Source organism: Deltaproteobacteria bacterium (genome assembly GCA_020848905.1).
Taxonomy (GTDB): domain Bacteria; phylum Myxococcota_A; class Polyangia.
On the sequence record JADLHG010000031.1, the window covers coordinates 79,123 to 102,639 of the forward strand.

25 protein-coding genes are annotated in these 23,517 nt (G+C 71.1%); all 25 read left to right on the forward strand.

Features of this window, described 5'->3' with window-relative positions; all coding sequences use genetic code 11:
- Position 1: 1 nt before the first annotated feature.
- On the forward strand, positions 2 to 688 hold the full coding sequence (locus IT371_12550) for a hypothetical protein (GenBank protein MCC6748485.1): 687 nt from the start codon (positions 2 to 4) through the stop codon (positions 686 to 688).
- 2 nt (positions 689 to 690) lie between these two features.
- Positions 691 to 2,037: a FliI/YscN family ATPase gene (locus tag IT371_12555; GenBank protein ID MCC6748486.1), complete on the forward strand. Its 1,347-nt coding sequence runs from the start codon at positions 691 to 693 to the stop codon at positions 2,035 to 2,037.
- Positions 2,034 to 3,044: a flagellar FliJ family protein gene (locus IT371_12560; GenBank protein MCC6748487.1), complete on the forward strand. Its 1,011-nt coding sequence runs from the start codon at positions 2,034 to 2,036 to the stop codon at positions 3,042 to 3,044. Before IT371_12555 ends, IT371_12560 begins: the two co-directional genes overlap by 4 nt.
- Positions 3,022 to 3,633, forward strand: coding sequence for a flagellar hook-length control protein FliK (locus IT371_12565; protein ID MCC6748488.1), 612 nt, complete (start codon positions 3,022 to 3,024; stop codon positions 3,631 to 3,633). The genes IT371_12560 and IT371_12565 overlap by 23 nt, the downstream gene beginning before the upstream one ends.
- The gene (locus IT371_12570) at positions 3,633 to 4,334 is read left to right on the forward strand and encodes a flagellar hook assembly protein FlgD (protein MCC6748489.1); all 702 of its coding nucleotides are present in this window, start codon (positions 3,633 to 3,635) and stop codon (positions 4,332 to 4,334) included. Before IT371_12565 ends, IT371_12570 begins: the two co-directional genes overlap by 1 nt.
- 27 nt (positions 4,335 to 4,361) lie before the next feature.
- Positions 4,362 to 5,654: a flagellar hook protein FlgE gene (locus IT371_12575; protein ID MCC6748490.1), complete on the forward strand. Its 1,293-nt coding sequence runs from the start codon at positions 4,362 to 4,364 to the stop codon at positions 5,652 to 5,654.
- A gap of 71 nt (positions 5,655 to 5,725) precedes the next feature.
- On the forward strand, positions 5,726 to 7,093 hold the full coding sequence (locus tag IT371_12580) for an HDOD domain-containing protein (GenBank protein ID MCC6748491.1): 1,368 nt from the start codon (positions 5,726 to 5,728) through the stop codon (positions 7,091 to 7,093).
- 139 nt (positions 7,094 to 7,232) lie between these two features.
- Positions 7,233 to 7,778, forward strand: a complete 546-nt coding sequence (locus IT371_12585; GenBank protein ID MCC6748492.1) for a flagellar basal body-associated FliL family protein — start codon at positions 7,233 to 7,235, stop codon at positions 7,776 to 7,778.
- A gap of 2 nt (positions 7,779 to 7,780) precedes the next feature.
- Entirely contained in the window at positions 7,781 to 8,689 is a 909-nt protein-coding gene (locus IT371_12590; protein MCC6748493.1) for a FliM/FliN family flagellar motor switch protein, read from the forward strand.
- 3 nt (positions 8,690 to 8,692) lie between these two features.
- Entirely contained in the window at positions 8,693 to 9,001 is a 309-nt protein-coding gene (fliN, locus tag IT371_12595; protein MCC6748494.1) for a flagellar motor switch protein FliN, read from the forward strand.
- Positions 8,998 to 10,317: a flagellar biosynthetic protein FliO gene (locus IT371_12600; GenBank protein ID MCC6748495.1), complete on the forward strand. Its 1,320-nt coding sequence runs from the start codon at positions 8,998 to 9,000 to the stop codon at positions 10,315 to 10,317. The genes fliN and IT371_12600 overlap by 4 nt, the downstream gene beginning before the upstream one ends.
- 264 nt (positions 10,318 to 10,581) lie before the next feature.
- Positions 10,582 to 11,367 (forward strand): flagellar type III secretion system pore protein FliP, encoded by a 786-nt coding sequence (gene fliP / locus IT371_12605; GenBank protein ID MCC6748496.1) that lies wholly within the window; start codon positions 10,582 to 10,584, stop codon positions 11,365 to 11,367.
- Complete coding sequence (locus IT371_12610; protein ID MCC6748497.1) at positions 11,364 to 11,639, forward strand: flagellar biosynthetic protein FliQ; 276 nt, start codon at positions 11,364 to 11,366, stop codon at positions 11,637 to 11,639. Before fliP ends, IT371_12610 begins: the two co-directional genes overlap by 4 nt.
- The gene (locus IT371_12615; GenBank protein ID MCC6748498.1) at positions 11,636 to 12,397 is read left to right on the forward strand and encodes a flagellar biosynthetic protein FliR; all 762 of its coding nucleotides are present in this window, start codon (positions 11,636 to 11,638) and stop codon (positions 12,395 to 12,397) included. The genes IT371_12610 and IT371_12615 overlap by 4 nt, the downstream gene beginning before the upstream one ends.
- Before the next feature lies 1 nt (position 12,398).
- The gene (locus IT371_12620; GenBank protein ID MCC6748499.1) at positions 12,399 to 13,460 is read left to right on the forward strand and encodes an EscU/YscU/HrcU family type III secretion system export apparatus switch protein; all 1,062 of its coding nucleotides are present in this window, start codon (positions 12,399 to 12,401) and stop codon (positions 13,458 to 13,460) included.
- A complete protein-coding gene (gene flhA, locus IT371_12625) occupies positions 13,457 to 15,535 on the forward strand; it encodes a flagellar biosynthesis protein FlhA (protein ID MCC6748500.1) in 2,079 nt (692 codons plus the stop codon). Before IT371_12620 ends, flhA begins: the two co-directional genes overlap by 4 nt.
- A gap of 3 nt (positions 15,536 to 15,538) precedes the next feature.
- Complete coding sequence (locus IT371_12630) at positions 15,539 to 16,753, forward strand: hypothetical protein (GenBank protein MCC6748501.1); 1,215 nt, start codon at positions 15,539 to 15,541, stop codon at positions 16,751 to 16,753.
- 28 nt (positions 16,754 to 16,781) lie between these two features.
- Positions 16,782 to 17,714: a MinD/ParA family protein gene (locus tag IT371_12635; protein ID MCC6748502.1), complete on the forward strand. Its 933-nt coding sequence runs from the start codon at positions 16,782 to 16,784 to the stop codon at positions 17,712 to 17,714.
- Positions 17,711 to 18,394 (forward strand): FliA/WhiG family RNA polymerase sigma factor, encoded by a 684-nt coding sequence (locus IT371_12640; protein ID MCC6748503.1) that lies wholly within the window; start codon positions 17,711 to 17,713, stop codon positions 18,392 to 18,394. Before IT371_12635 ends, IT371_12640 begins: the two co-directional genes overlap by 4 nt.
- Before the next feature lie 2 nt (positions 18,395 to 18,396).
- A complete protein-coding gene (gene flgF / locus IT371_12645) occupies positions 18,397 to 19,131 on the forward strand; it encodes a flagellar basal-body rod protein FlgF (GenBank protein MCC6748504.1) in 735 nt (244 codons plus the stop codon).
- Positions 19,132 to 19,146: 15 nt separating this feature from the next.
- Positions 19,147 to 19,932 (forward strand): flagellar basal-body rod protein FlgG, encoded by a 786-nt coding sequence (flgG, locus tag IT371_12650; protein ID MCC6748505.1) that lies wholly within the window; start codon positions 19,147 to 19,149, stop codon positions 19,930 to 19,932.
- A complete protein-coding gene (gene flgA / locus IT371_12655; GenBank protein MCC6748506.1) occupies positions 19,932 to 20,816 on the forward strand; it encodes a flagellar basal body P-ring formation protein FlgA in 885 nt (294 codons plus the stop codon). Before flgG ends, flgA begins: the two co-directional genes overlap by 1 nt.
- Before the next feature lie 11 nt (positions 20,817 to 20,827).
- The gene (locus tag IT371_12660; GenBank protein ID MCC6748507.1) at positions 20,828 to 21,511 is read left to right on the forward strand and encodes a flagellar basal body L-ring protein FlgH; all 684 of its coding nucleotides are present in this window, start codon (positions 20,828 to 20,830) and stop codon (positions 21,509 to 21,511) included.
- 21 nt (positions 21,512 to 21,532) lie between these two features.
- Positions 21,533 to 22,654: a flagellar basal body P-ring protein FlgI gene (locus IT371_12665; protein ID MCC6748508.1), complete on the forward strand. Its 1,122-nt coding sequence runs from the start codon at positions 21,533 to 21,535 to the stop codon at positions 22,652 to 22,654.
- Positions 22,651 to 23,505 (forward strand): peptidoglycan DD-metalloendopeptidase family protein, encoded by an 855-nt coding sequence (locus IT371_12670; GenBank protein ID MCC6748509.1) that lies wholly within the window; start codon positions 22,651 to 22,653, stop codon positions 23,503 to 23,505. Before IT371_12665 ends, IT371_12670 begins: the two co-directional genes overlap by 4 nt.
- The last annotated feature ends 12 nt before the right edge of the window (positions 23,506 to 23,517 follow it).

A 23,517-nucleotide genomic window follows, 5' to 3' on the forward strand; every position in this document is an offset into this window, starting at 1 on the left:
CGTGCGCAAACCCGTCCCCGCCTCCTTCCCCGCTGCGACGCAGGCCCATCGGCCCGCCTGGCTCGGCGCGTCCGGAGCCAAGGTGGTGCGGCTGGCCTTCGTTTCGGGCGACCAGCAGGTGGACCTGGGTGGCGCGGGGGCGGGGCATCCCTCCCAGCGCGGGCTGACCGACGAGGAGCTCCTGGCGGTCGAGCTGGCCGAGCTCAGGGACCAGGCCGAGGCCGAGGGGCGCGCGGTGGGCGAGGAGCTCGGGCGGCAGGCCTACGCGGAGGCCACGGGGCGGCTCGAGGAGCTGCTCCAGCAGCTCGGCGAGGCTCGAACCGGGATCCTGCACGCCATGGAGGGGCAGCTCGTGGACCTGGCCCTGGCGGTTGCCGGCGCGGTCATCGAGCGCGAGGTGCGGGAAGAGCCGGAGTACGTCGTGCGCCTCGTCCGGGAGGTGCTCGGGCTGATCGGCGAGGCCGACCGCGTCGAGGTCGCCGTCGCGACGCAGGACTACGCGCTGCTCAGCGAGCGGCTCGCGGCCCTGACCGCGGAGCAGCCGCACCTCAAGGGCATCGTCCTGCGGGCCGACCCGACGATCGGCGCCGGGTGCGTGGTGCAGACGTCGCGCTCCCTCGTGGATGCCTCCGTGGCGAGTCGCCTGGCGGCCGTGGCGAAGGCCCTCAAGCCGATGGGGATCGAGTGACCATGGACCGCCGTCCCCCGCAGCTCGAGCTCGATCTCTCCCGGCTCATTCCTCAGGCCCGGCGCGCCGCCCGCATCTTCGTGGACGGTCGCGTGACGAAGGTGGTCGGGATCATGGCCGAGGCGCACCTCGCGCAGGCGGCGATCGGCGACCTCTGCCACATCCACACCCCGCACGGCCCGGTTCCGGCGGAGGTGGCGGGCTTTCTGGCCGACCGCGTCCAGCTCATGCCGCTCGGCGAGCTGCGCGGGATCGGGGTGGGCGCGCGCGTGATCCGCCACGGCGGCACGGGGCGCGTGATGGTGGGCCCCGAGCTGCTCGGCCGCGTGATCGACGGCTTCGGCCGACCGATCGACGGCCGACCCCTGCCCACGCCGCAGGCCAGTCGCGACCTCTACGCGCGGCCGCTCTCGCCGCTCGAGCGCGAGCCGGTGCGGCAGCCGCTCTACCTCGGCATTCGCGCGCTGGACGGCCTTCTGACCTGCGGTCGCGGGCAGCGCGTGGGCATCATGGCCGGCCCGGGCGTCGGCAAGACGGTGCTCCTGTCGATGATCGCGCGGCGCGCGGCCTACGACGTGATGGTCATGGCGCTGGTCGGCGAGCGCGGTCGCGAGGTGAACGACTTCGTCCACTCCTTCTCAAAGAGCCCGGAGTTCGGCCGGATGGCGGTGGTGGCCTCGACGTCGGACCGGCCGGCCCCGGAGCGGCTGCGCGCGGCCTTTCTGGCCACGGCGGTGGCGGAGTATTTCCGCGACCAGGGCCTGAACGTGCTCCTCGTGATGGACTCGCTCACCCGCGTGGCCATGGCGCAGCGCGAGGTCGGCCTCGCCGTCGGAGAGCCGCCCACGACGAAGGGGTACACCCCGTCGGTCTTCGCCAAGCTGCCGTCGCTGCTCGAGCGCGCGGGAGCCAAGGCCGCGGGCGGGTCGATCACGGGTATCTACACCGTGCTCATGGAGGGGGACGACATGTCGGACCCGATCGCCGACGCGGCGATCGCGATCCTGGACGGGCAGATCGTGCTCTCTCGCCGCCTGGCCGGCATGGGGCACTTCCCGGCGGTGGACCTGCTCAAGAGCGTGAGCCGCGTGATGCCCGACGTGACGGAGCCGGCCCACTGGGAGGCGGCGCGGCGCCTGCGCGAGACGGTGTCGTTGCTCGCGGACAGCGAAGACCTGATCAACATCGGCGCGTACGAGCCGGGCAAGAATCCGCGCCTCGACGAGGCGCTGCAGCGCAAGGGGAGTCTCTTCGAGTTCCTGCGCCAGGGGACCGAGGAGGTCACGCCCCCGTCGGAGACGCTGCGCTGGCTCGCGCGCCTCGCCGGCATGAGCGGAGGTGCCAGATGACGCGCTGGGACCGGTTGATCCGGCAGCGACAGCGGCAACGCGACGAGGCGGCGCAGAAGCTGGCCACGGAGCAGCGGCGGCTCGCGGAGCTCGAGGCGGCGCAGGCGCAGGCGGTCGAGGAGAACCGGGACGCGCTGCGTGGCGGCGCGGGCGGACGGGCTCTGACCGTGACCGACCTCGAGCGGCTGGACCTCACGCGGCGCATGACCGAGCAGGCGGCGACCACGCAGCGGACGGCCGTCGGGACAGCCAAGGATGACGCGCTCAAGCGGCAGAAGGAGCTCAAACAGATCGAGGTGGTGCAGGAGAAGGGCGAGGCGCGGGAGCGGGTCGAGCTGCGTCGGAAGGAGCAGCGCGCGCTGGACGAGGTGGGGCGGGGCACGCGGAAGCCGGACAAGGGCCTCCTCCTGCTCGTGCCGCTCTTCGCCGCCGGGGTGCTCGGTGGGTGCGAGGCCTGGGCCGCCGACGAGGGCGCGAGCAAGAAGGCGCACGCCGCGGACAAGCAGGGCGTGGCGGCCGCGACCGACGGACCTTGCCAGGATCTGAAGGCCTGCGGGGCCGAGGTGCGCGAGCTGCGGCGACGGGTGGAGCAGGCGCTCGGAGAGCTGCGTGGGGTGCGCGAGCGTCTGGCGCGGCAGCCGAGCGGAGCGGACGCGACCGCCAAGGCCGCGGCAGCCGCGGAGGCTTCGCGCGGCGGGTCGTCGTCGGACCTCGTGCAGGTCGTGCGGCGCATGAGCGTGCGCCCGGCGGGGGCCATGCTGGCCGAGATGGACGCGGGGCGGGCGGCGTGGGTGCTGCGGCGCCTGCCGGCGGACCACACGGCGCGGCTCTTGGCGGCGCTCCCGGCCGAGAAGGCGGCGGCCGTCGGAGAGCGGCTGATGGCGCGGCCGGCCCGGAGCGGTGAGGGAAGCAAGGGGAGCGGCGCGAGCGCGGACGCCGATGAGGACGACACCCCGGCCAAGGCCACGTCGAAGGAGGGACCGGATGCAGACTCCAAGAGTCGGTGACGCGCTGCTCCGGCCGGTCCTCGCCGCGGCGGTCACGAAGCCGCGCGACGCGGGGGTCGCGAGCTTCGAGAGCGTGCTCCAGCAGCAAGGGAGCGCCTCCGAGGGGGACGAGGGAGCCGTGACGGTGGAGCTCGAGCTGGAGTCCGGCGAGGGCGCGGCGATCACGGTCGAGGTCGGGTGCGACGCGCACGAGCAGTTCGACGAGGCCACCGTCCGCCACCTGGCGCGCATCCTCTGGCAGAGCAGCGCGCGCGGCGTGAAGCGCCTGGTGCTGCGTCTCCGGCCGGATCATCTGGGCGAGCTGACGCTGGTGCTCACGGTCAAGGGGAAGCAGCTCTTCGTCGAGGCTCGCAGCGCGCGGAGCGACACGCTTCGCCTGCTCGCGGCGGCGCAGGGGGCGCTGGCCGAGGCGCTCGCGCGCTGGGGGGTCGAGCTCGCGGCGCTTCGTCTCGAGAGCGACGACGAGGAGCGCACGTCCTCCGAGGCGGCCGACCTCGTCGGTGGCGCTGCCCCGCGGCGGGAGGGTCTGTCCGAGCTCACGGTAGGGGTGGCCGTTCCACCTCGCAGCTTCATGGAGGTCATTGCCTGATGGACACGAGCCGCATTCAAGGGCTGGGCGCAGGCGCCTCGGCTCTCAGCGCGGGCGGCGCAGCCCCGACCATGGGCAAAGAGGACTTCCTCAAGCTCCTCGTGGCGCAGCTCGGGCACCAGGATCCGCTCAAGCCGATGGAGAACCAGGAGTTCGTGGCGCAGCTGGCGCAGTTCTCCTCGCTCGAGCAGATGGTGAACGTCAACTCGAACCTGCAGCTCCTCCAGGTAGCACAGGCCTCGATGACCAACGGCCAGGTGGCGAGCCTCCTCGGCAAGCAGGTGGAAGCGCGGGGCGACCAGCTCGCGCACCTGCAGCAGGGACCGGAGAGCGTGAACTTCGAGCTCGGCGGGGCGGCGACCGAGGTCACGATCAAGATCACCGACAAGACGGGCAAGCTGGTGCGGACGATCAACGCGGGTCCGCGCAGCGCGGGGGTCGGCACCTGCGTGTGGGACGGGAAGGACGAGGCGGGGAACCTCGTCGGCCCCGGCACCTACGGCGTGGCCGTGAGCGCGAAGGACGGCAGCGGGACGCCGGTCACCGCGAGCACGCGCTTCAAGGGGATGGTCACGGGGGTGAGCTACAAGGACGGCGTCCCGGTGCTGGAGATCGGGTCGACCACGGTGCAGGTGGGGGACGTCGTGGCGGTGCGCGAGGCGCCGGCGAAAACCGAAAAGGACACCAAGACGGCTCCGTAGGGGTCGCAGGAGACGGGAGACAACGCCATGTCAGTGATCCGAACCATGTACACCGGCGTGAGTGGGCTGTCGTCGAACGCGGAAGCGATCTCGACGACCGGCGACAACATCACCAACGCCAACACCATCGGGTTCAAGCGTTCGCGCTCGAACTTCGAGGATGTGCTCGCGCGCTCCGTCGGTGGAGGGGCGGGGGACGTGGGGATCGGGACGCGCATCGCGAACGTGCAGAAGATGCTGACCCAGGGGGCGATGCTCGGCACCGGGCAGGCCACGGACCTGGCCATGAAGGGCGACGGCTTCTTCGTGGTGAAGGGCAACGTCGGCGGCGTGGCGGGGCAGTTCTACACCCGCGCGGGCCAGTTTGTGATCGACAAGGACGGCTACCTGGTGAACCAGCAGGGGCTGCGCATGCAGGGCTACGGCGTGGACGCGCAGGGGAACCTCCGGCGGCAGGTCTCGGACGTGCAGATCCCGACGGCGCAGATCCCGCCGGGCGCGACCTCGCAGGTCAGTCTGGTGGCGAACCTGGCTTCGTCGGCGACCACGCCCACGACGGCCTTCTCCGCGGCGAACGCCTCGGCGGGGAGCAACTTCTCCACGCAGGTGACGGTCTACGACTCGCTCGGGCAGGCGCACGCGGTGAACGTGTACTTCCGACGCGAGGCAGGCGCGGGGGCCTGGAGCTGGCACGCTGTCTCCGACGGGGCCGACCTGACCGGAGGGACGGCCGGGACGCCGCAGGAGATCGCCACGGGCACGCTGGCCTTCGACACGCAGGGGCGGCTGCAGTCCGCCGCCACGACCTCGAGCGCCTTCAACTTCGTCAACGCCGTGCAGGGCCAGGCCATCACCTTCAACTTCGGGGACCCGATCGGCAGCGGCGGCACGGGGCTGCGCGGCATGACCAGCTACGCCTCCCCGTCGGCCACCACCTTCATCGACCAGAACGGGTACGCGAGCGGCTCGCTGGCGGGGATCAGCATCGGCTCTGACGGCATCATCAGCGGCGTGTTCAGCAACGGGCTGAAGCGCACCGTGGGTCAGGTGCTGGTGGCGGACTTCCAGGCTCCGGAGGAGATGCAGCGGATCGGCGGCAACCTCTGGACCGAGACGGCCCAGTCGGGTCAGGCCATGGTGGGAGAGCCGGGCTCCGGCGGACGCGGCGGCATCGTGTCGGGCGCGCTCGAGCAGTCGAACGTGGACCTCGCGCAGGAGTTCGTGGACATGATCACCTACCAGCGCGGTTTCCAGGCCAGCTCGCGCACCATCACCACCGCCGACGAGATGTACCAGGAAGTCCTGAGCCTCAAGCGGTAAGCCGTCGCCTCCTCTTCCCGCTCGTCCTTGCCTCAAGTCCCGCTCCGAACGGTCGTTGGAGACCTGGGACCATGTCACTCGCGCTCGTAGAAGAACTCTGGTTCGGCGACCACTCGGACGAGGGGGCCGAACACGCCGCGGCAGCCAGCATGGCCGCCGTGGCCGCGCAGGTGGTGGGCTTGCGCCCCTTCCCCATTGCGACGCGCCGCCTCCTCGGGCTGATCGCGCACCCCGAGTTCACGATGCAGGCGGTGACCTCGGTGATCGAGTCGGACCCGCCGCTCGCGGCCCGCGTGCTGCGCACCGTCAACTCCGCCGCCTACTTCCTGCCGCACCGCGTGGCCTCGGTGGGCAGAGCGGTGACGCTCCTCGGGGCGCGAACGGTGGGGGATATCGCCACGGCCATGATGGTGCTGCAGATGTTCGAGGACGGACCCGGCCTGCCGGCGCGCATTCGCCAGCACTCGAGCGTGGTGGCCGCCATCGCCCGGTTTCTCGCCCTGCAGCGCGGCGTGCCGGCGGAGGACGTCTTCACCTGCGGGCTGCTCCACGACGTGGGCAAGCTGCTCCTCCTGCAGGCCAAGGCCAAGGACTACCGGGCGCTGCTCGAAGGGGCGGAGAAGCAGCGGGACGCGACCTACCTCGCGGAGCGCGAGCAGCTGGGCTTCGACCACGCCGTTCTCGCGGGGCAGGTGATGCAGGCCTGGGGGCTCCCGCCGCCGATCCCGATGGTCGTGGCGTGGCACCACCAGCCGGCCCGGGCCTACGCCGAAGGGGGCAGCGTGGCCGAGCTGGTGAGTCTGGTGCGTCTGGCCGACCGGCTGAGCTACGACCTGGAGGCCTTGCCGCAGCCGGACGCCGACCTGCTCGAGGCGGTGGGCAGCGACGAGGCGGCGAGCTATCTGCGGCTCTCGCCCGAGGACCTGGGGGCGATGTGGGACGACCTGCAGGTGGTGCGGCTCGAGGGGCAGCAACTCGCGGCTCCGGGCCTCTCCGCGGTGCCGTCGCTGGGCTTCAAGCCGCGCGGGCGAAGGGGGCTCTCGTTCCGTCGCTGCAGCCAGTGCGAGCGTCGCGCGGCGCGGGCCAAGTGTAAGCGCTGCGCCCGGCCGGTCTGCTCGGAGCATCGCCCGGCGAAGGACGCCCGGTGCGGCGAGTGCGAGTCCGAGTTCCGCCAGCAGCTCGCCACGCTCAGCGACCGGCAGACGGCGACGCGGCGCCTGCGGGGGGCCGGCGTCGCCGTGGCGCTCCTCCCCACGCTGGTGGTGATGGCGGTCTTTCTCCCACCGCTCAGATGGCTCTCGCCCCTGTGGGGCACTGTGCTCGTCGCGCTCCTCGCCGCGCCGCTCCTCGTGCGGTACCAGGTGCGTCGCGCGCGGGCCGCCTTTCTCGCGGAGCGCTTCACCCGGCGAGACCCTGAAGAGGATCCGTCAGGCCGCTGACCCCTTCGCGGGGCTTCGTTGACGCTCGGCTCGCCGCGTCTCCCCTGTCGAAACCGAATATCCACGGCTTGCGCCCGTCGGGGGCTGGCACCCGGGTTGCACAGCATTCCATCGGACCGAAGTGACAAGAGAGGCGTCGATGTCCGACGAGAAAGATACCGACAAGGCCCCCAGGAAGAAGAGCAAGCTCCCGCTCTTCCTCGTCATGCTGCTCCTCCTCGGCGGTGGAGGTGGGGGGGGCGCGTACTTCGCCCTGGCCAAGAAGGGGGGCCACGGGGCCAAGAAGAAGGCGGCCCACGACGACGAGGACGAGGCCGAGCGCGGCGCGGCCGAGGAAGAGGGCGAGGAGGGCGGCAAGGGCGAAGCGAAGGGCCACGCCAAGGAGATGGGGCCGACGCTGGCGCTCGAGAGCTTCCTCGTGAACCTCGCCGAGTCCGAGGGGACGCGTTACCTCAAGGTCACCGTCGAGATCGAGCTGAAGAAGCCCCTGCCCGAGCCCATGACCAAGCTCGTACTCAAGGTGCGGGACAAGATGATCGTCTACCTCTCCAGCCTGAAGGTGGCGGACATGCAGAAGGCCGAGACGAAGGAACTCATCCGGAACGAGCTCTTCAAGCACTCGGTCGAGGTCTACGGCAAGAAGTACATCCGCGCGCTCTACTTCAAAGAGCTGGTGATGCAGTAGCCATGGAACCGCTCATCACTGCCTCCGAGCTCGATGCCCTGATGCAGGCCGCCAACGCGGCCGAGCCCGAGAAGCCCGTTCGTCCCCTGAACCTCGTGGCGCGCGAGCACTGCGCCTTCGCGGTCCTGCCGGAGCTCCAGGCGGCGGCCGACCGGCTGGCCGACCGGCTGGCGCGCTACTGCAGCAAGCAGTTCGGGCTCGCGGCGCAGGGGAGCGCCGATCCCGTGGAGGTGCTGCCGGGGTCGCAGGTCATGGACTTCCTCGGCGCGCCGCGCTTCGTCTACGGCATGAAGGCCCCGGGGGACGTCGAGGCGGGGCTTCTGGCCATCGACGGGGCTCTCGGCGGCGCCTACGTGATGCGGCAGTTCGGCGGCGCGATCGAGGAGGGCTCCTACGCCGACGCGCCCCCGACGCCGACCGAGCGTCGCACGGTGCAGCGCCTGGCGGTCTCCGTGGTGGAAGCGCTCCAGGCGGCCCTCGATCCGGTGGCCACGCTGCGCGCCGCGGTGGACAGCCAGTGGCGGCCGCTGAACCAGGGCGTCGCCGCGGTGACGATGGTCGTGCGGCTGGCCATGGGCGAGGTGCGCACCTCCGTCACGACGGCGGTGGTTACCTCGGCGGCGGGCTTTCGCTCGCCCCTGCAGACCAAGGCTCCCGTGTACGTTCCGTCGCCGGGACCGCTCGCGGGACCGCTCGGGCGCGTCCCCGTCACCGTCAAGTCCGTGCTCGGCAGCTCGGAGCTGTCGGTCCGGCGCTTCCTGTCGCTCAAGGTCGGGGACCTGCTGACGCTCGGAACGCCGGTAGATGGCCCGATTCCATTGCTCGTCGAGGGGAAGCCCAAGTTTCTCGGGCTGCCGCAGCTCAACCGAGGGCAGCTCAGCCTTCAGCTCACCGAACACGCGGAGGACTAGCCAATGGCCGAATCGTTCATGGGACGAGCCGACGGCGCGGGAATCGACCTGCTGATGGACGTTCCGCTGCAGGTCTCGGTGGAGCTCGGGCGACGCCGCATGCTGGTGGCCGAGGTGCTCAAGCTGGGGCCCGGCTCGGTGGTGGAGCTGGCGAAGGCCTCCGGCGAGCCGCTGGACATCTACGTGAACGATCGTCTCGTGGCGCGCGGAGAGGCGGTGATGATCGGCGAGCGGTACGGGGTGCGCATTACCGAGATCGAGCCGGCGGGCGACCGCGTGCGCGGCATCTCCGGCGAGGAGGGACTTCGATGAGGACCATCACGGCGGTGTGCCTGGCCTCGCTTCTCGTCGGAGCGTCGGTCTCGGCGCAGACGAATCCTCTGAGCCTCGTGGGGCAGGAGCTTCGCGTGGAGGGTGGCGGTCGCGGCAAGCGGCGGCTCATGACGCGGGGCGACGAGCTCACCTTGGTCCTCTCCGGCGTGCAGCTACGCCGGCAGGTGCTCAAGGTGGGCCAGGGGGCCCTGCGCGAGGTGCGGCTGAGCCCGCAGCCCGGCTGGACCGAGCTCGAGCTGCGCTTCACCCAGTCGGCGGATACGTACCTGACGCAGCTTCCGATCCGCGCCGACGGGAACGACCTGGTCCTGGGGCTCGCGGCGCTGGGTGTGGACGCGAAGCCCGCGGCGAAGCCGGCCGCTCCGAAGGCCGAGGAGAACGCCGCGGCTGCCGCGGCAGGTGACGCCGACGAGCCGCAGGCCGTGACCGCGCCGACCCGTCCCGCGGCGGAGACCCCCAAGGCCGCAGCGAAGGTCGCGGCCCCCGCACCGGCGCCGACGCCCGCTCCCGCCAAGGCCAAGCCGGCTGCCCCGGAGAAGGCCGAAGTGGCGCCGGCGGGTGACGCGCCGGTCGCAGAGAAGGCACCGGCCGCTTCGCCCGCGACGGTCGCGGGGGTGACCGGAACGAAGCGGGCGGGTCCGCCCACCTGGCTCACCGGGCAGCGCCCGTCCTCCGCCGGCAGCCCCATGTGGATGTCGGTGGTCCTGCTCCTCGCGGTCGCCGCCGGCATCGCGTACTGGCTCAAGCGCCGCCGCCGGCTGCCGCAGCTCGAGGTGCCGCAGATCGACGTCGTCGCCGCGAAGAGCCTGGGGGGCAAGCAGCGCCTGGTCCTCGTGGACGCGGCCGGCGAGCTTCTCCTCCTCGGTTGCACCGAGAAGAACGTGAGCTTGCTGAAGACGGTCGGACTGCAGGAGACCCGGGCGCGCGAGGAGAAGCCGGTCGAGAACATCTTCGCCCGCTTCGAGGGCTCGGCGGCCGCCGCCGACCAGGACGCCTGGGCTCAGGCGCTCGCGGCGGCGAATCCGGAGGCGTCTGCGGCTGCGCCGGCGCCCGCGGCGAGCAAGGCGGCCCCCATGCCGACGCAGAACGGTATGTCCGGCAGCTTCATGCACCGGCTCAACGAGCAGATGCAGCGCAAGCGGATGAGCCGCGCCTCGATGCCCGAGGTGGCCCCGGCGACGGAGAAGAGCCCGGCCGAGGAGGCCCTCGACGAGCGGTGGGCCGAGGGGATCCTGCGCCTGCGCCGTTCGCGGCAGGAGAGCGCGGTGAGTCGGCTCGACGACCTCCACGCCTAGCAACACCCCCTGGTCCGCGGCCACCGCGACCACGTTTGATCACCTGACGGCGTGTCCCTGTCTACGGCGTGCCCCGCTCGCGGCACCCGCACCTACATCCCCGCTCGCTCCGTCCACCTTTCGTCGTTCGCCGCCGTCATCCCGCTGACCCTTCACAGCCAGCGTTGACGCTTCGGCCACCGTCTGCCCCGTCGGCACGACCACGATCCGAGGAGTTGTCCGCGCCGCCCTCTGGCACCTGCGTTGCAGTAGCCACCGATCGCCATGCACCGTCTTCCGCGCTCCGCCTGCTCGAACCGCCTCGCCGCCCTCGCGCCCGTCGCGCTGGTCGCCGGTGTAGGTGTGCTTCTCGCCGCGTCAGAGGCCTTCGCGCTGCCGAAGGTGGACATCTCGATCGGCGGCGGTGAGAGCGGTCCGGGTCAGGTCTCGAGCACGCTGAAGATCCTGGCCGGGCTCACGGTCCTCTCGCTCGCGCCCGCGATCCTGATGCTGATGACGGCCTTCACGCGCATCGTCATCGTGCTCACCTTCGTGCGTCAGGCCCTGGGCGTTCAGGGGCTCCCGCCGAACCAGGTGCTGATGGGCCTCGCGCTCCTGTTGACCTTCTTCGTCATGGCCCCGGTGGCGCGCGACGTCCACGCGAAGGGCCTCGGCCCCTACATGGCGGGCAAGATGGGCGAGCAAGAGGCGCTCGAGAAGGGGGTCGAGCCGCTCCGTAACTTCATGCTCGACCACACCCGCGCGAAGGACCTCGGGCTCTTCCTCGAGCTCAGCGGGACTCCGGCCCCCTCCAAGCGCGGCGATGTGCCGCTGGTGGCCGCCATCCCGGCCTTCGTCATCTCCGAGCTGACGACGGCCTTCCACATGGGCTTCATGGTCTTCATCCCCTTCCTGCTGCTCGACTTCGTGGTGGCCTCGGTCCTCATGTCCATGGGCATGGTCATGCTCCCCCCGTCGCTCGTCGCGCTGCCCCTCAAGGTGATGCTCTTCGTCCTCGTGGACGGCTGGCACCTGGTGGTGGCCTCGCTGGTGCGGAGCGTGGCGGCATGAGCACCGAGATGGTGATGGACCTGGCCCGCCAGACGATGTCCACCGCCTTCTGGGTGGCGCTGCCCATCCTGGCCGTCGGGCTCGTCATCGGCGTGCTGGTGGCCATCTTCCAGGCCGCGACGCAGATCCAGGAAGCCTCGCTGGCCTTCATCCCGAAGCTCGTCGGGGTGGGGGCCGCCCTGCTCCTCTTCGGCGGCTACATCCTGGACCGCCTCACCGGCTTCACCGTGGCGCTCATCTCCAGCTTCGCGAACTTCGGGGGTGGGCAGTGACCATCGCCATGGTGCGCCCGCAGCTCGTGGCCTTCGGGCTGGTCTTCCTGCGCACGAGCTCCCTCACCATGATGGTGCCCGTGCTGGGCGGCGAGGCTGTGCCGCTGCGCATCCGCGGCGCGGTAGCGGCCATCCTCGCGGCGGTGTTGACGCCCGTGGCCGGTCCCTTCGCCGACACCGACCCGCTGGTGCTCATCGCCGCCGCGGTGGGCGAGGTGCTGCTCGGGATCGCCCTCGGCACGGCGGTGCGCCTGACCCTGAGCACCGCCGAGATGGGCGGCGAGCTCGTGGGCATGTCCATGGGCTTCGGCTTCGCGCGCATCGTGGACCCCATGACGCACGAGGACCGCGACGTGGTGGCGCAGCTCATGGGCCTCTTCACCACGCTGCTCTTCATCTCCGTGGACGGGCACCACATGGTCCTCGGCGCCCTCGGGGCCACCCTGCGCGAGGTCCCGCTCGGGACGGTGCTGCCGCGACTGCCGCGCCTCACGACCATCACCCCCATGCTCCAGAGCGCCTCCCTCGCGGCGATTCGCATCGCGGCCCCGGTGGTGCTGGCCCTCCTGCTCTCGAACGGGGCGCTCGCGCTCCTCTCTCGCGTCGCGCCGCAGCTGAACCTCTTCGCGCTCTCCTTCGCGCTTGGCATCGGCGTCGGCACGCTGGTGCTCATCGCCTCGAGCGGCCAGACCTTCGGCACCGTCGTGCACCTCCTGCGGCAGATCCCGCAGCAGCTCGCCACCCTGGTGGGAGCCTAGGATGAGCGCAGAGCACGACAACCGCACCGAACAAGCAACCCCGAAGCAGCGGGGCAAGTTCGTCGAAGAGGGCAAGATCTGGGTCAGCCGCGAGGTCATCTCGATGGCCGTCCTGGTGGCCGCGGCGGCCACCTTCGCGCTCACCGTGGGCGGCGGGTCGCGCGCGCTCGTCGAGGCCTTCCAGAAGATCCTCGGGCACCTCGACGAGCACTCGCTCGAGAGCCCCGGCGGCTGGGCCGGTGCGCTGCTCAAGGCCGCCGCCCTGCTCGTGCTCCCCGTCGGAGCCGCGGCGGTCCTGGCCGCCCTGATCGCCGGCTTCGCCCAGACGAAGGGCTACTTCAACTTCACCTCCGTCCTGCCGAAGGGCGAGCGGCTCAACCCGCTGCCGCGGCTGCAGGGCCTCTTCTTCTCGAAGCAGGCGCTCCTCACGCTCCTCTCCTCCGCTGGGAAGGTGCTGGTCATCGGCGCGCTCACGGCCCAGCTCTTCCTCCGCGAGCTCGAGGCCATCGTCGAGGCGGGCCGCCTCGGGGTGGCCGAGATCTTGGCCCAGCTCGGCGGCGCGGTGGGGCGACTCAGCCTCCGCGCCATCCCCATCCTGATCGTCTTCGCCGTCATCGACTGGATCCTCGGCCATCGGCGCATGGAGGAGGCGATGAAGATGACCAAGGAGGACGTGCGGCAGGAGCACAAGGAGCAGGAGGGGGATCCCCACATCAAGGGTAAGCGGCGCGCGAAGCAGCGGGAGCTGGCCAAGAACCGCATGATGGCCCAGGTCCCCAAGGCGGACGTGGTGCTCGTGAACCCGACCCACTTCGCCGTGGCGCTGCGCTACGACGCCGCGCGCATGGGCGCCCCGCGCGTCACCGCCAAGGGGGCCGACGAGGTGGCCGCGCGCATCCGTGACCTGGCGCGCAAGTCCCACGTCCCGGTGATCCACAACCCGCCGCTCGCGCGCGCGCTTCACGCCCAGGTGGCCGTGAACGCCGAGATCCCGGCCGCGCTCTACGGCACCGTGGCCGAGGTGCTGGCCTTCGTTTACCGGCTTCGCGGGAGGGCGGCATGAGTCAAGCGGTGCGCAGCGACGCGACGGTCGCCCCGGTGCGGCAGGGTAACCGCGACATCTACATCGCCCTCGGGCTGGTGGGGACCCTGCTGGTCATGATCCTCCCCCTGCCGCCGCTCGTCCTGGACCTCTTCCTCTCGCTCTCGATCTGCATCTCGCTCATCACCTTCATGGTCGCGATCTACATCAAGGAGCCGCTCGAGCTGTCGGTCTTCCCGTCGCTCGTGCTGATGGCCACGCTGATGCGCCTGGCCCTGAACGTGGCCTCGACGCGGCTTATCCTCCTGCACGGGCACGAGGGGCCGAATGCCGCGGGGAGCGTAATCCACGCCTTCGGCCAGTTCGTGGTGGGCGGCAACTACCTCGTCGGGCTGATCATCTTCCTCATCCTGGTGGTCATCAACTTCATGGTCATCACCAAGGGCGCCGGGCGTGTGGCCGAGGTGGCTGCGCGCTTCACCCTCGACGCCATGCCCGGCAAGCAGATGGCCATCGACGCCGACCTCGCCGCCGGGCTGATCACCGACCGCGACGCGCGCGTGCGGCGCTCGCGCATCCAGCAGGAGGCGGACTTCCACGGCGCGATGGACGGGTCGAGCAAGTTCGTCCGCGGCGACGCGGTGGCGGGCCTGGTCATCACCGCGATCAACGTGATCGGTGGGATCGCGATCGGCATCCTGCAGCACAACATGGTGGCCCTCGAGGCGGCGCAGAGCTTCACCATCCTCTCCGTCGGAGACGGGCTGGTGGCCCAGGTGCCGGCGCTCCTCATGTCCACGGCCGCGGGCATCATCGTGACCCGCGCCGCCGACGAGCGCGACCTCGGCACGACCCTCGCCGACCAGCTCACGACGCAGAAGCGGCCGGCCGCGGTGACCGCTGTGGTCCTCGGGCTTCTGGCCATCGTGCCGGGGATGCCGCACCTGACCTTCCTCGTGATGTCCAGCGGCGCGGCCTGGATTGCGTGGCGTGGCAAGCCGAAGGACGGGGACGCCGCCGCCGAGGAGCCGGGAGCGCCCAAGAGCGAACAGAGCGAGCAGGAGGTGATGGAGCAGCTCCTGCCGATCGACCTGCTGGAGCTGGAGATCGGTTACGAGCTGGTGGGCCTGGTGGACGGCGCCAAGGACGGCAACCTCCTCGGGCGCATCTCGGGGATCCGCCGCCAGTTCGCGACCGAGCTCGGCGTGGTGGTGCCGCCGATTCACGTGCGGGACAACCTGCAGCTCAAGCCGGGGGAGTACCGCCTGCTCCTCTCCGGCAACGAGGTGGGGCGCGGCGAGGTGCGGGTGGGGCGCTATCTGGCCATGTGTCCGGCGGACGCCATGCGCCACGTCCCGGGCGAGCAGGTGAGCGAGCCGGCCTTCGGGCTCCCGGCGCGGTGGGTGGCTCCGGCCAACCGCAGCACCGCCGAGACGATGGGCTTCACCGTGGTGGACGCGGCCACGGTCATCGCGACCCACGTGAGCGAGCTCTTGCGCAAGAACTCCCCCGACCTCCTCGGGCGCGGCGAGGTGCAGGAGCTCCTCGACGTCTTCGGCAAGCGCGGTCGGAACGTGCTCGACGAGCTGATCCCGAACCTCCTGCCGCTCGGGTCGGTGATCAAGGTGCTGCGCAACCTCCTGCGCGAGGGGATCTCGATCCGCGACCTGCGCACGATCCTCGAGACGCTGGCGGACCACGCCGGGCAGATGAAGGACCCCGACGCGCTCACCGAGCAGGTGCGCCAGCGGATGGCCAAGTCCCTGACGGGGCGCGTCCTCGGCAGCGACGGTCGCGTTCACGCGCTGGTGATCGATCCGCAGCTCGAGCAGGACCTGCGCCGGGCGCTGCGGGCCGGGGCGGATGCGGCCACCTTCGACACCACCGCCATTCCGCGGCTGCTGAGCGCCCTCGAGCGCTCCACCTCGCGGCTCGGGGATGCGGCGGGCGTGCCGGTGCTCGTGGTGGCGCCGGACGTAAGGCCGCACGTGGCTTCCTTCGCAGCGCGGCACGTGCCCGGGCTGTCCGTCTACAGCTATCGCGAGATCGAGCCCAATACGCCGATCAACACCCTCGGCGTCATCGGAGCGGAGTAGCCCATGCTGATCCGGAAATACAGCGGCAAGAATCTGCGGGAAGCCCTGGCACGGGTGAAGGCGGACCTCGGAGACGAGGCGACGGTGCTCGACACGCGGACCGTTCGGGACGGCTTGCTCTCGAGCCGCGTCGAGATCACCGCCGCGCTCTCGCCTCTGCCGATGCCGCCCGCCACGATGCAGCCGCCCCCCGCGCCGGCGAGGCCCGCTCGACCGGAGGGTCGCGAGGCGCACGCCCAGGGCACGCCGGTGACGGAGGTGCAGCAGATCGCCCGCTTCCTCTCGCCGATCCGCCAGGAGATCCGCGCGCTGCGGAGCGAGATGCAGGCCATGCGCACGGTGCAGGAGGCGCAGCCGCAGGGGCACGGGCAGGTGACGGAGCTGACCAACCTGCTGCGGCGGGTCCACGGCGAGACCGGCGGGCGGAGCGAACCGTCGCAGCTGGCCGCTCTGCGCCGGCGCCTCGAGGAGAACGGGATGACCGGGGGGACCGTGGAGGAGCTCGTGCGGGTGCTGGAGCGCGAGCTGGCCGTCGGCACGGCTACCAGCCAGGCCGAGGTGGACCACGCGGCGCGGGAGCTTCTCGAGGGGACGATCCAGACGCTCCCGGTGCTCGAGTCTTCCGACGGGCCGCGGGTGGCGGCGCTGGTGGGTCCCGCCGGGGTGGGAAAGACCACGCTCCTGGCCAAGATCGCGGCGCGGGCGGCGCTCGTGCACGACCGTCGGGTGGGGATCATCGGCTGCGACGTGGACCGCATCGGGGCGGTGCAGGTGCTCGGCCTCGCGGCGGACGCGATCGGGATCCCCTGGCGCTGCGCGGGAGACGCGGCGTCGCTCCGGCGCGGGCTGGCCGACCTGTCCGATCGCGACCTGATCCTGGTGGACACCAGCGGCCAGTCACCGCGCCACGTGGACGCCCTGATGGAGCTCGGGGACCTTCTGGACGGGGCCGAGGTGGAGCGGCACCTGGTGCTGAACGCGGACCTCCGCTCGCTCGAGCTGGAGTGCACGACCCAGGCCTTCTCGCTCCTGCAGCCGAGCTCGATCTCCTTCACCCGACTGGACCAGGCGGTGGCGCTCGGCGGGCTCTACGAGGCGATGCGGGAGAGCCGGCTTCCGGCGATGTACCTGAGCCACGGGCGGCGCGTGCCCGAGGAGATCGAGGCGGCGACCCCGGGGCGACTGGCCACCCTGGCGATGGGCTTGAACCTGAACTGAGACAGCAGGACCTCCGAGGAGCGTGACGATGGTCGACCTTTTCCAGCAGGACGGACAGCTCAGCAGCGCGAACGGCGGGACGGGGGGAGCCTCGGGGCTGGAGAGCGAGCGGAGCGCTGACGCCGAGCGCAGCGCGACGGCGCCGGTGCGCGTGATCGCCGTGACCTCGGGCAAGGGCGGGGTCGGCAAGAGCGTCCTCTCGGCAAACCTCGGCCTGGCGCTGGCGCAGCGCGGCCGCAAGGTGCTGATGGTGGACGCAGACCTCGCGCTGGCCAACCTGGACCTCATGCTGGGCATGAACGCGCGCAGCACGGTGAAGGACGTGCTCTCGAACGAGCGCGGGCTGGAGGAGGTGGTGGTGTCGGGGCCCGAGGGAGTGTGTCTGCTCCCGGCCTGCTCCGGGGACGCCGACCTGGCCGAGATGGACGAGCGACGCCGCCTGACCCTCTTCAACGCCATCGACGCGATGGAGGGGCGCTTCGACACCGTGATCGTGGACACCGGCGCGGGCATCGGCTCGAACGCCACCTCCTTCGCGGCGGCGGCGCAGCAGGTGCTCGTGGTCGTGACCCCGGATCCGGCCTCGATGGCCGACGCCTACGCGATGATCAAGACCCTCGCCGTGAAGTGCGGCGTGAAGCAGATGTACCTGGCGGTGAACATGGCCTCGGGGCCCAAGGAGGCGGAGCAGGTGCTCGGACGCCTCCTCGGCCTGGTGGACCGGTTCCTCGACGTCTCGGTGGTCCCCGTGGGCTTCATCTACCGGGACGAGGCGGTGCTCCAGAGTGTGCGCTCCTGCCAGCCGCTCTTGGTCCGGTATCCCGCGGCGGCGGTCTCGGGGGCGATCCGCGGGATGGCGGGCAGGCTCCTCGCCGAATCGCCGAGCGAGAGCGGCTGGGGCGGCCCGCGCCTCTTCTGGAAGCGGCTCATGGGGCTCGCGGCACAGGAGGCGGTTCTATGAACGACGGACGCGAGAGCTCCGACGGACGGGCGGAGCAGTACCTGCCCTTCGTGCGGAAGATCGCGACGCGGATCGCGCGGCGGCTTCCGCGCTCGGTCGAGGTGGAGGAGCTGGTGGGCGCCGGGACGGTGGGCTTGATGGAGGCGCTGGATCGCTACGACCCGGCAGGGGGGCGGAGCTTCGAGACCTACGCCGAGTTCCGTGTGAAGGGCGCGATCTACGACGAGCTGCGGCGCAACGACCCCGTGAACCGCGCCGCGCGCTCGGCCCAGAACCGGATGGAGTCGCAGGCCGCCCAGCTCACCGGGCAGCTTGGACGGCCTCCCGAGGCCGAGGAGATGGCCAAGGCGCTGCAGACCTCCGTGTCGAACGTGGTGGGAGATCTGGGGCGCATGGAGGCGCTGAAGGTCGTCTCTCTCGACGCCGACCGTCTGGATCTTGACGATCACGAGCCCTCCGCGGAGGACCAGCTCCATCGCCAGCAGGCGGTAGGACTGATGCGCGAGGCCCTCGGCCGCCTCAACGAGCGGCAGCAGATGATCCTGAACCTCTATTACGTCGAGGAGTTGAGCCTGCAGCAGATCGGCGAGGTGATCGGCGTGACCGAGTCGCGGGTGAGCCAGATCCTGAGCCAGCTCCGCGGCCAGCTGCGGGCACAGCTCGTGCAAGTAGGAGTGTAGGTATGGCGAACGGAATCTACACGGCGGTGTCGGGAGCGGTCGCACAGACCCAGGTGCTGGACGTGGTGGCCAACAACGTGGCCAACCTCGGCACCACGGGCTTCAAGAGCGACGGGATCGCCTTCGCCGAGGTGCTGGCCCAGACGGCCGCCAAGGGGGACCCGAGCGGCGGGGGCCAGGTGCAGCTGGCGGAGACGCGCATCGACATGCGGCCCGGCGCTCTCCGGCAGACGGGCAACCCGCTCGACGTGGCCCTCGAAGGGAAGGGCTTCATGGCCCTCCGCGAGGGGAACGAGGTGCTCTATACGCGCGGCGGGGCCTTCCGCCTGACGGAGGAAGGGAACCTCATCGACCCGGCCGGTCGCATGGTGCTCGACGACCGCAGCCAGCCGATCCAGATCCCGGAGGGCGAGGAGAAGCTGCGCATTGCCTCCGACGGGACGATCCAGGGCAAGGGCGGACCGATCGGCACGATCCGGCTGGTCGAGTTCGCCCGTCCGGAGCTGCTCCAGCGCGCCGGCGCCACGCTCTTCGTCCCGCAGGCGGGCATGACGCCGGAGAAGGCCGCGGCCACGAAGGTCCATCAGGGCTACATCGAGACCTCGAATGTGAACCCGGTGCAGGGGATGACCTCGCTCATCACGGCCAGCCGCGCCTACGAGGCCTTCCATCGCATCATTTCCACGTTCCAGACGGTGGATCGCAAGGCGGCGACCAACCTCGGGGACAACGGCTAGTCGGAGGAGGAACGGATGCTACGCGCACTCAGCACCGCGGCCACCGGGATGGAAGCCCAGCAGTCCAAGCTGGACGTCGTGGCGAACAACCTGGCCAACGTCAACACGGCCGGCTTCCGGAAGAGCCGGACCGACTTCGCCGATCTGCTCTACGAGACGATCCGCGCGCCGGGGACGGCAGCGGCCGAGGGGCGCGAGGTGCCGGTCGGCGTGCAGATCGGGCACGGCACGAAGCTCGTGGCCACGCAGATGGACCTCGGGCAGGGGCAGCTCAAGCAGACCGACAACCCGCTCGACATGGCGATCGAGGGGGACGGCTTCTTCGCGGTGAGCACTCCCGACGGACGGACCGCCTACACGCGCGCCGGGACGTTCAAGACCGACAGCCAGGGGCAGCTCACGACCGCTGACGGAAACATCCTGGACCCGGCGGTCTCCATCCCGGCGGACGCTACCAAGGTCACCATCGGCAAGGACGGCACGATCAGCGCGCTCCTCGCCGGTCAGACGCAGCCCACGCAGCTGGGCAAGATCCAGCTCGTGACCTTCCCGAACCCCGCGGGGCTCTCGCGCGTGGGAGGGAACCTCTTTCTACCGAGCCAGGCCTCGGGCGAGGCCAAGCAGGGCGCTCCGGGGACGAACGGCATGGGCACCATCGCCCAGGGCTTCGTGGAGCTCTCGAACGTCAAGGTCGTCGAGGAGATGATCGAGCTCATCGTCGGTCAGCGCGCGTACGAGGCCAACAGCCGCGTGGTGCGAGCGGCCGACGAGATGCTCCAGGCCACCTCGAGGATGGGCTGATGCGCAGCTCGGCGGCCGCGCTGCTCGCGGTACTCTCGCTCTCGGGAGCCGTGGCAAGCGCCGAGGTGGTGCAGGTCCAGGGCCCGCGCGTGCGGCTCTCCGACCTGCTCGGCTCGGTGGCCGAGGACCGGGACCTGGGGCCCGCACCGCTGCCGGGGTGTCGCCGGCGGATCGCGCGACGTCAGGTCCTCTCCCTCCTCGGTGAGGCGCGCGCGGGGCGGCTGCCCGACGGCTGGGTGGTCGAGACGCGACAGCAGCGCCTCGGCTGCGCGGAGCTCACGACCGAGCTGAAGAAGGCGCTCTCCGAGCAGCTGACCGATGGGATCGAGCTCAAGGCGCTCGATTGCCCCCGCGCGATGACGCTTCCGGTGGGCGAGCTGAAGGTGAGCGCGAAGCTCCTCGGCGGCGGGCGCCGGGCGGGCCGACTTCCGGTGGCGATCGAGCTCTCCGTCGGGGAGTGGTCGGCGCGCCGCCTGACGCTGACCGCGAACGTGGACGGCCTCATCGACACGCTCGTCACCACGCAGGCCGTGACCACGGCGAGCGGGGTGAGCGCGGCGCAGGTGAAGGTGGAGCAGCGGCTGGCGAGCGCCCTCCCGGCGGACGCGCTCACGAAGGCCGAGGAGCTCGAGGGGCACGAGGTGGTGGGGATGGTCCCGGCGGGCTCCGTGCTGCGGCGCGTGCACCTGAAGGCCATCCCGCTCGTCCGGCAGGGGAGCAGCGTGACCATCGCGGTGATCCTGGAGGGGGTCCAGATCACGAGCCGCGGGGTCGCGCGGCAGGACGGCAAGCGCAACGACGTGGTGTCGGTGCTGGCTCTGGCGTCGAATCGGCTGATCAAGGCGCGCGTGCTGGGTCCGCACCTGGTCGCGGTGGATCTGTAGGGAGGTCATCGATGTCCCGCTTCCTGCTCGCGGCGCTCGTCCTCGTCACCTCGGCGTGCACGAACCACATCCGCCCCTATACGCCGAAGGTGCGCAACTACAAGCCGGACCGTTACGCGAGCTCGGCCGACCAGCACGCCGACGGGTCGCTCTTCAACGAGAGCTCGGACACGCTCTTCACGCACCGGCGCTCGAGCCGCATCGGAGACCTGGTCACCGTGGTGGTGGCCGAGTCGGCTGCGGCCAACGACGACGCCGCCACCGAGGCCGGGCGCTCGAGCGAGCTCTCCTTCGGCGTGAACTCCTTCTTCAACGCCATGACGGCGCTGAAGGCGGCGCACCCCGGGATCGACCCCACCAAGCTCATCTCTGCCATGGCCAAGAACGACTTCAACGGCAAGGGGGCCACCCGTCGGTCGGGTCGGCTGACCGCCACGATCACCTCGCGGATCAAGCGGGTCTTGCCGAACGGGGACTACTACATCGAAGGGCACAAGGCGCTCCTGCTGAACGAGGAGGAGAGCCACCTGTACGTGAGCGGCGTGGTGCGGCCGTCGGACATCCAGGCCGACAACTCGGTGCTCTCGAGCGTGATCGCCGACGCGCAGGTCGAGTACACGGGGCGCGGCCCGGTGGCGGACAAGCAGAAACCCGGATGGTTCTCGCGCTTTCTGGATTGGATCTGGCCGTTCTAGTACGAAGTTCAGGAGAAAACGATGCGTCGCTCTAGTATCCTCGTATTACTCCTGCTCCTCCTCGCCGCGCCCGACGGGGCGCGGGCAGCCCGGCTCAAGGACGTGGCCAACATCCGGGGCGTGCGCTCGAACCAGCTCATCGGCTACGGCCTGGTGGTGGGCCTCGGCGGGACGGGCGACGACCAGCAGGTCTACTTCACCCTGCGCTCGGTGCAGCTCATGCTGCGACGCCTCGGCGTGCAGGCGGCCGAGGACAAGGTCTTCGACCTGAAGAACCTGCGGCTGCGCAACACCGCCGCGGTGATGGTCTCGGCCACCTTGCCCCCCTTCGCGCGCACGGGGAACCGGCTGGACGTGACCGTCTCGTCGCTCGGCAACGCGAAGAGCCTGCAGGGGGGCGTGCTGCTCATGACGCCCATGCGCGGCGTGGACCTGAAGATCTATGCCCTCGCGCAGGGGGCGCTCTCGCTCGGGGGCTTCAAGGCCGAAGGGGGGACCGGCTCCTCGGTCTCGAAGAACCACGCCCTCGTGGCGCGCGTCCCCGAGGGGGCGCTGGTCGAGCGCGAGGTGCCGTCCCGCTTCGTCCAGAACGACCAGGTGGTGGTGGCGCTCCAGCAGCCGGACTTCACCACGGCCACCCGTCTGGCGAGCGCGATCAACAAGGAGCTCGGCGGCCAGCCGGCGAGTTCGGTGGACCCGGGAACGATCCTGGTGCGTCTGCCGCCCTCGTACAAGGGCCGGGCCATGGAACTCGCGTCGCGCCTCGAGCTGGTCCAGGTGCAGCCGGACGCCCCGGCGCAGGTGGTGATCAACGAGCGGACGGGCACTGTCGTGGTGGGGCAGGAGGTGCGGCTGAGCCCGGTGGCGGTGGCGCACGGGAACCTGACCGTGGAGATCAGCGAGAAGTTCAAGGTCTCGCAGCCCAAGGCGGCCTTCGGCACCGGACGGACGGTGGTGACGCCTGAGACCAAGATCAAGGCCACCGAGGGGAGCGGGAGTCTGCAGCTCATCCAGGGTACGGCCAGCCTCTCCGACGTGGTGCGGGCGCTGAACGCGCTGAACGCCACGCCGCGGGACCTGGTGGCGATCTTTCAGGCGCTGGCCGCGGCGGGGGCGCTTCCCGCGAAGCTGGTGGTCCAATGAAGCCGGTAGCGGGTGGCGCGGAGGGGCTCGGCGGGCCAGGGCTCGACGCGATGCTGGAGAGCCGCAAGGGCGCACGGCCGAACGACGAGGCCAAGCGCGCGGCCAACATGCTGGAGAGCCTCTTCGTGCGGCAGCTCTTCTCCGCCATGCGCAAGACGGTCCCCGAGGGGGGCCTCACCGGCGAGAGCATGGACAAGAGCATCTACACCGAGATGCTGGACGGGGAGCTGGCGGACGAGATCGGCCGCGGCGGCGGCCTCGGCATCGGCAAGGCGCTCGCGCTGCAGCTCGGCGACGTCCCGGACAAGGGGCGGGTGGCCAAGGCCAGCGACGGACCCGGCCCGCTGCCGCTCGGGGCGCTGCCGCCGCGCGTGGCCCTGCCACGGCAGCACGAGCTCGCGCGGGCTACCGAGGCGCTCCGCAAGGTGGCGGGGGGGGCGTCGAGTCTCGCGGGCCTCGGCTTCGACGATCCTTCGCGCCCGAACTCGGTGCGGCTCAGCGACGCGGCGCCGGGGCTCGGTCGCCCGGTCGTGGGCGCGGCGACGGTGGACGAGCGCGGCACGGTGCGAGCCCGGGCCAAGGAGAGCGTGCTGGCCCTGCGCTCGGGCACGGTGGTCGAGGCGGGCGGCGGGCGGCTCGTGGTGGACCACGGAGGTGGGCTGAAGAGCGTGTACGCAGACCTCGGCCAGGTCCTGGCGCAGCGCGGCGACCTGGTGCTCCGGGGCCAGATGGTGGGGGAGGTGGGGAGTTCGGGAGCCTTCCGGCTGGGCGTTCAACGCGGCGCGACATCGCTTCAACCGGCGGAAATCAATGGTCTCATCGGGACGCAAAAAGATGCTCAAGGCCGATAGCAACGGGCCGTT

Bases quoted from the DNA above. Each gene is read 5' to 3' on its own strand.
- IT371_12555 (MCC6748486.1), top strand. From the start codon at position 691: ATGGACCGCCGTCCCCCGCAGCTCGAGCTCGATCTCTCCCGGCTCATT.
- IT371_12560 (MCC6748487.1), top strand. From the start codon at position 2,034: ATGACGCGCTGGGACCGGTTGATCCGGCAGCGACAGCGGCAACGCGAC.
- IT371_12565 (MCC6748488.1), top strand. From the start codon at position 3,022: ATGCAGACTCCAAGAGTCGGTGACGCGCTGCTCCGGCCGGTCCTCGCC.
- IT371_12570 (MCC6748489.1), top strand. From the start codon at position 3,633: ATGGACACGAGCCGCATTCAAGGGCTGGGCGCAGGCGCCTCGGCTCTC.
- IT371_12575 (MCC6748490.1), top strand. From the start codon at position 4,362: ATGTCAGTGATCCGAACCATGTACACCGGCGTGAGTGGGCTGTCGTCG.
- IT371_12580 (MCC6748491.1), top strand. From the start codon at position 5,726: ATGTCACTCGCGCTCGTAGAAGAACTCTGGTTCGGCGACCACTCGGAC.
- IT371_12585 (MCC6748492.1), top strand. From the start codon at position 7,233: ATGTCCGACGAGAAAGATACCGACAAGGCCCCCAGGAAGAAGAGCAAG.
- IT371_12590 (MCC6748493.1), top strand. From the start codon at position 7,781: ATGGAACCGCTCATCACTGCCTCCGAGCTCGATGCCCTGATGCAGGCC.
- fliN (MCC6748494.1), top strand. From the start codon at position 8,693: ATGGCCGAATCGTTCATGGGACGAGCCGACGGCGCGGGAATCGACCTG.
- IT371_12600 (MCC6748495.1), top strand. From the start codon at position 8,998: ATGAGGACCATCACGGCGGTGTGCCTGGCCTCGCTTCTCGTCGGAGCG.
- fliP (MCC6748496.1), top strand. From the start codon at position 10,582: ATGCACCGTCTTCCGCGCTCCGCCTGCTCGAACCGCCTCGCCGCCCTC.
- IT371_12610 (MCC6748497.1), top strand. From the start codon at position 11,364: ATGAGCACCGAGATGGTGATGGACCTGGCCCGCCAGACGATGTCCACC.
- IT371_12620 (MCC6748499.1), top strand. From the start codon at position 12,399: ATGAGCGCAGAGCACGACAACCGCACCGAACAAGCAACCCCGAAGCAG.
- flhA (MCC6748500.1), top strand. From the start codon at position 13,457: ATGAGTCAAGCGGTGCGCAGCGACGCGACGGTCGCCCCGGTGCGGCAG.
- IT371_12630 (MCC6748501.1), top strand. From the start codon at position 15,539: ATGCTGATCCGGAAATACAGCGGCAAGAATCTGCGGGAAGCCCTGGCA.
- IT371_12635 (MCC6748502.1), top strand. From the start codon at position 16,782: ATGGTCGACCTTTTCCAGCAGGACGGACAGCTCAGCAGCGCGAACGGC.
- IT371_12640 (MCC6748503.1), top strand. From the start codon at position 17,711: ATGAACGACGGACGCGAGAGCTCCGACGGACGGGCGGAGCAGTACCTG.
- flgF (MCC6748504.1), top strand. From the start codon at position 18,397: ATGGCGAACGGAATCTACACGGCGGTGTCGGGAGCGGTCGCACAGACC.
- flgG (MCC6748505.1), top strand. From the start codon at position 19,147: ATGCTACGCGCACTCAGCACCGCGGCCACCGGGATGGAAGCCCAGCAG.
- flgA (MCC6748506.1), top strand. From the start codon at position 19,932: ATGCGCAGCTCGGCGGCCGCGCTGCTCGCGGTACTCTCGCTCTCGGGA.
- IT371_12660 (MCC6748507.1), top strand. From the start codon at position 20,828: ATGTCCCGCTTCCTGCTCGCGGCGCTCGTCCTCGTCACCTCGGCGTGC.
- IT371_12665 (MCC6748508.1), top strand. From the start codon at position 21,533: ATGCGTCGCTCTAGTATCCTCGTATTACTCCTGCTCCTCCTCGCCGCG.
- IT371_12670 (MCC6748509.1), top strand. From the start codon at position 22,651: ATGAAGCCGGTAGCGGGTGGCGCGGAGGGGCTCGGCGGGCCAGGGCTC.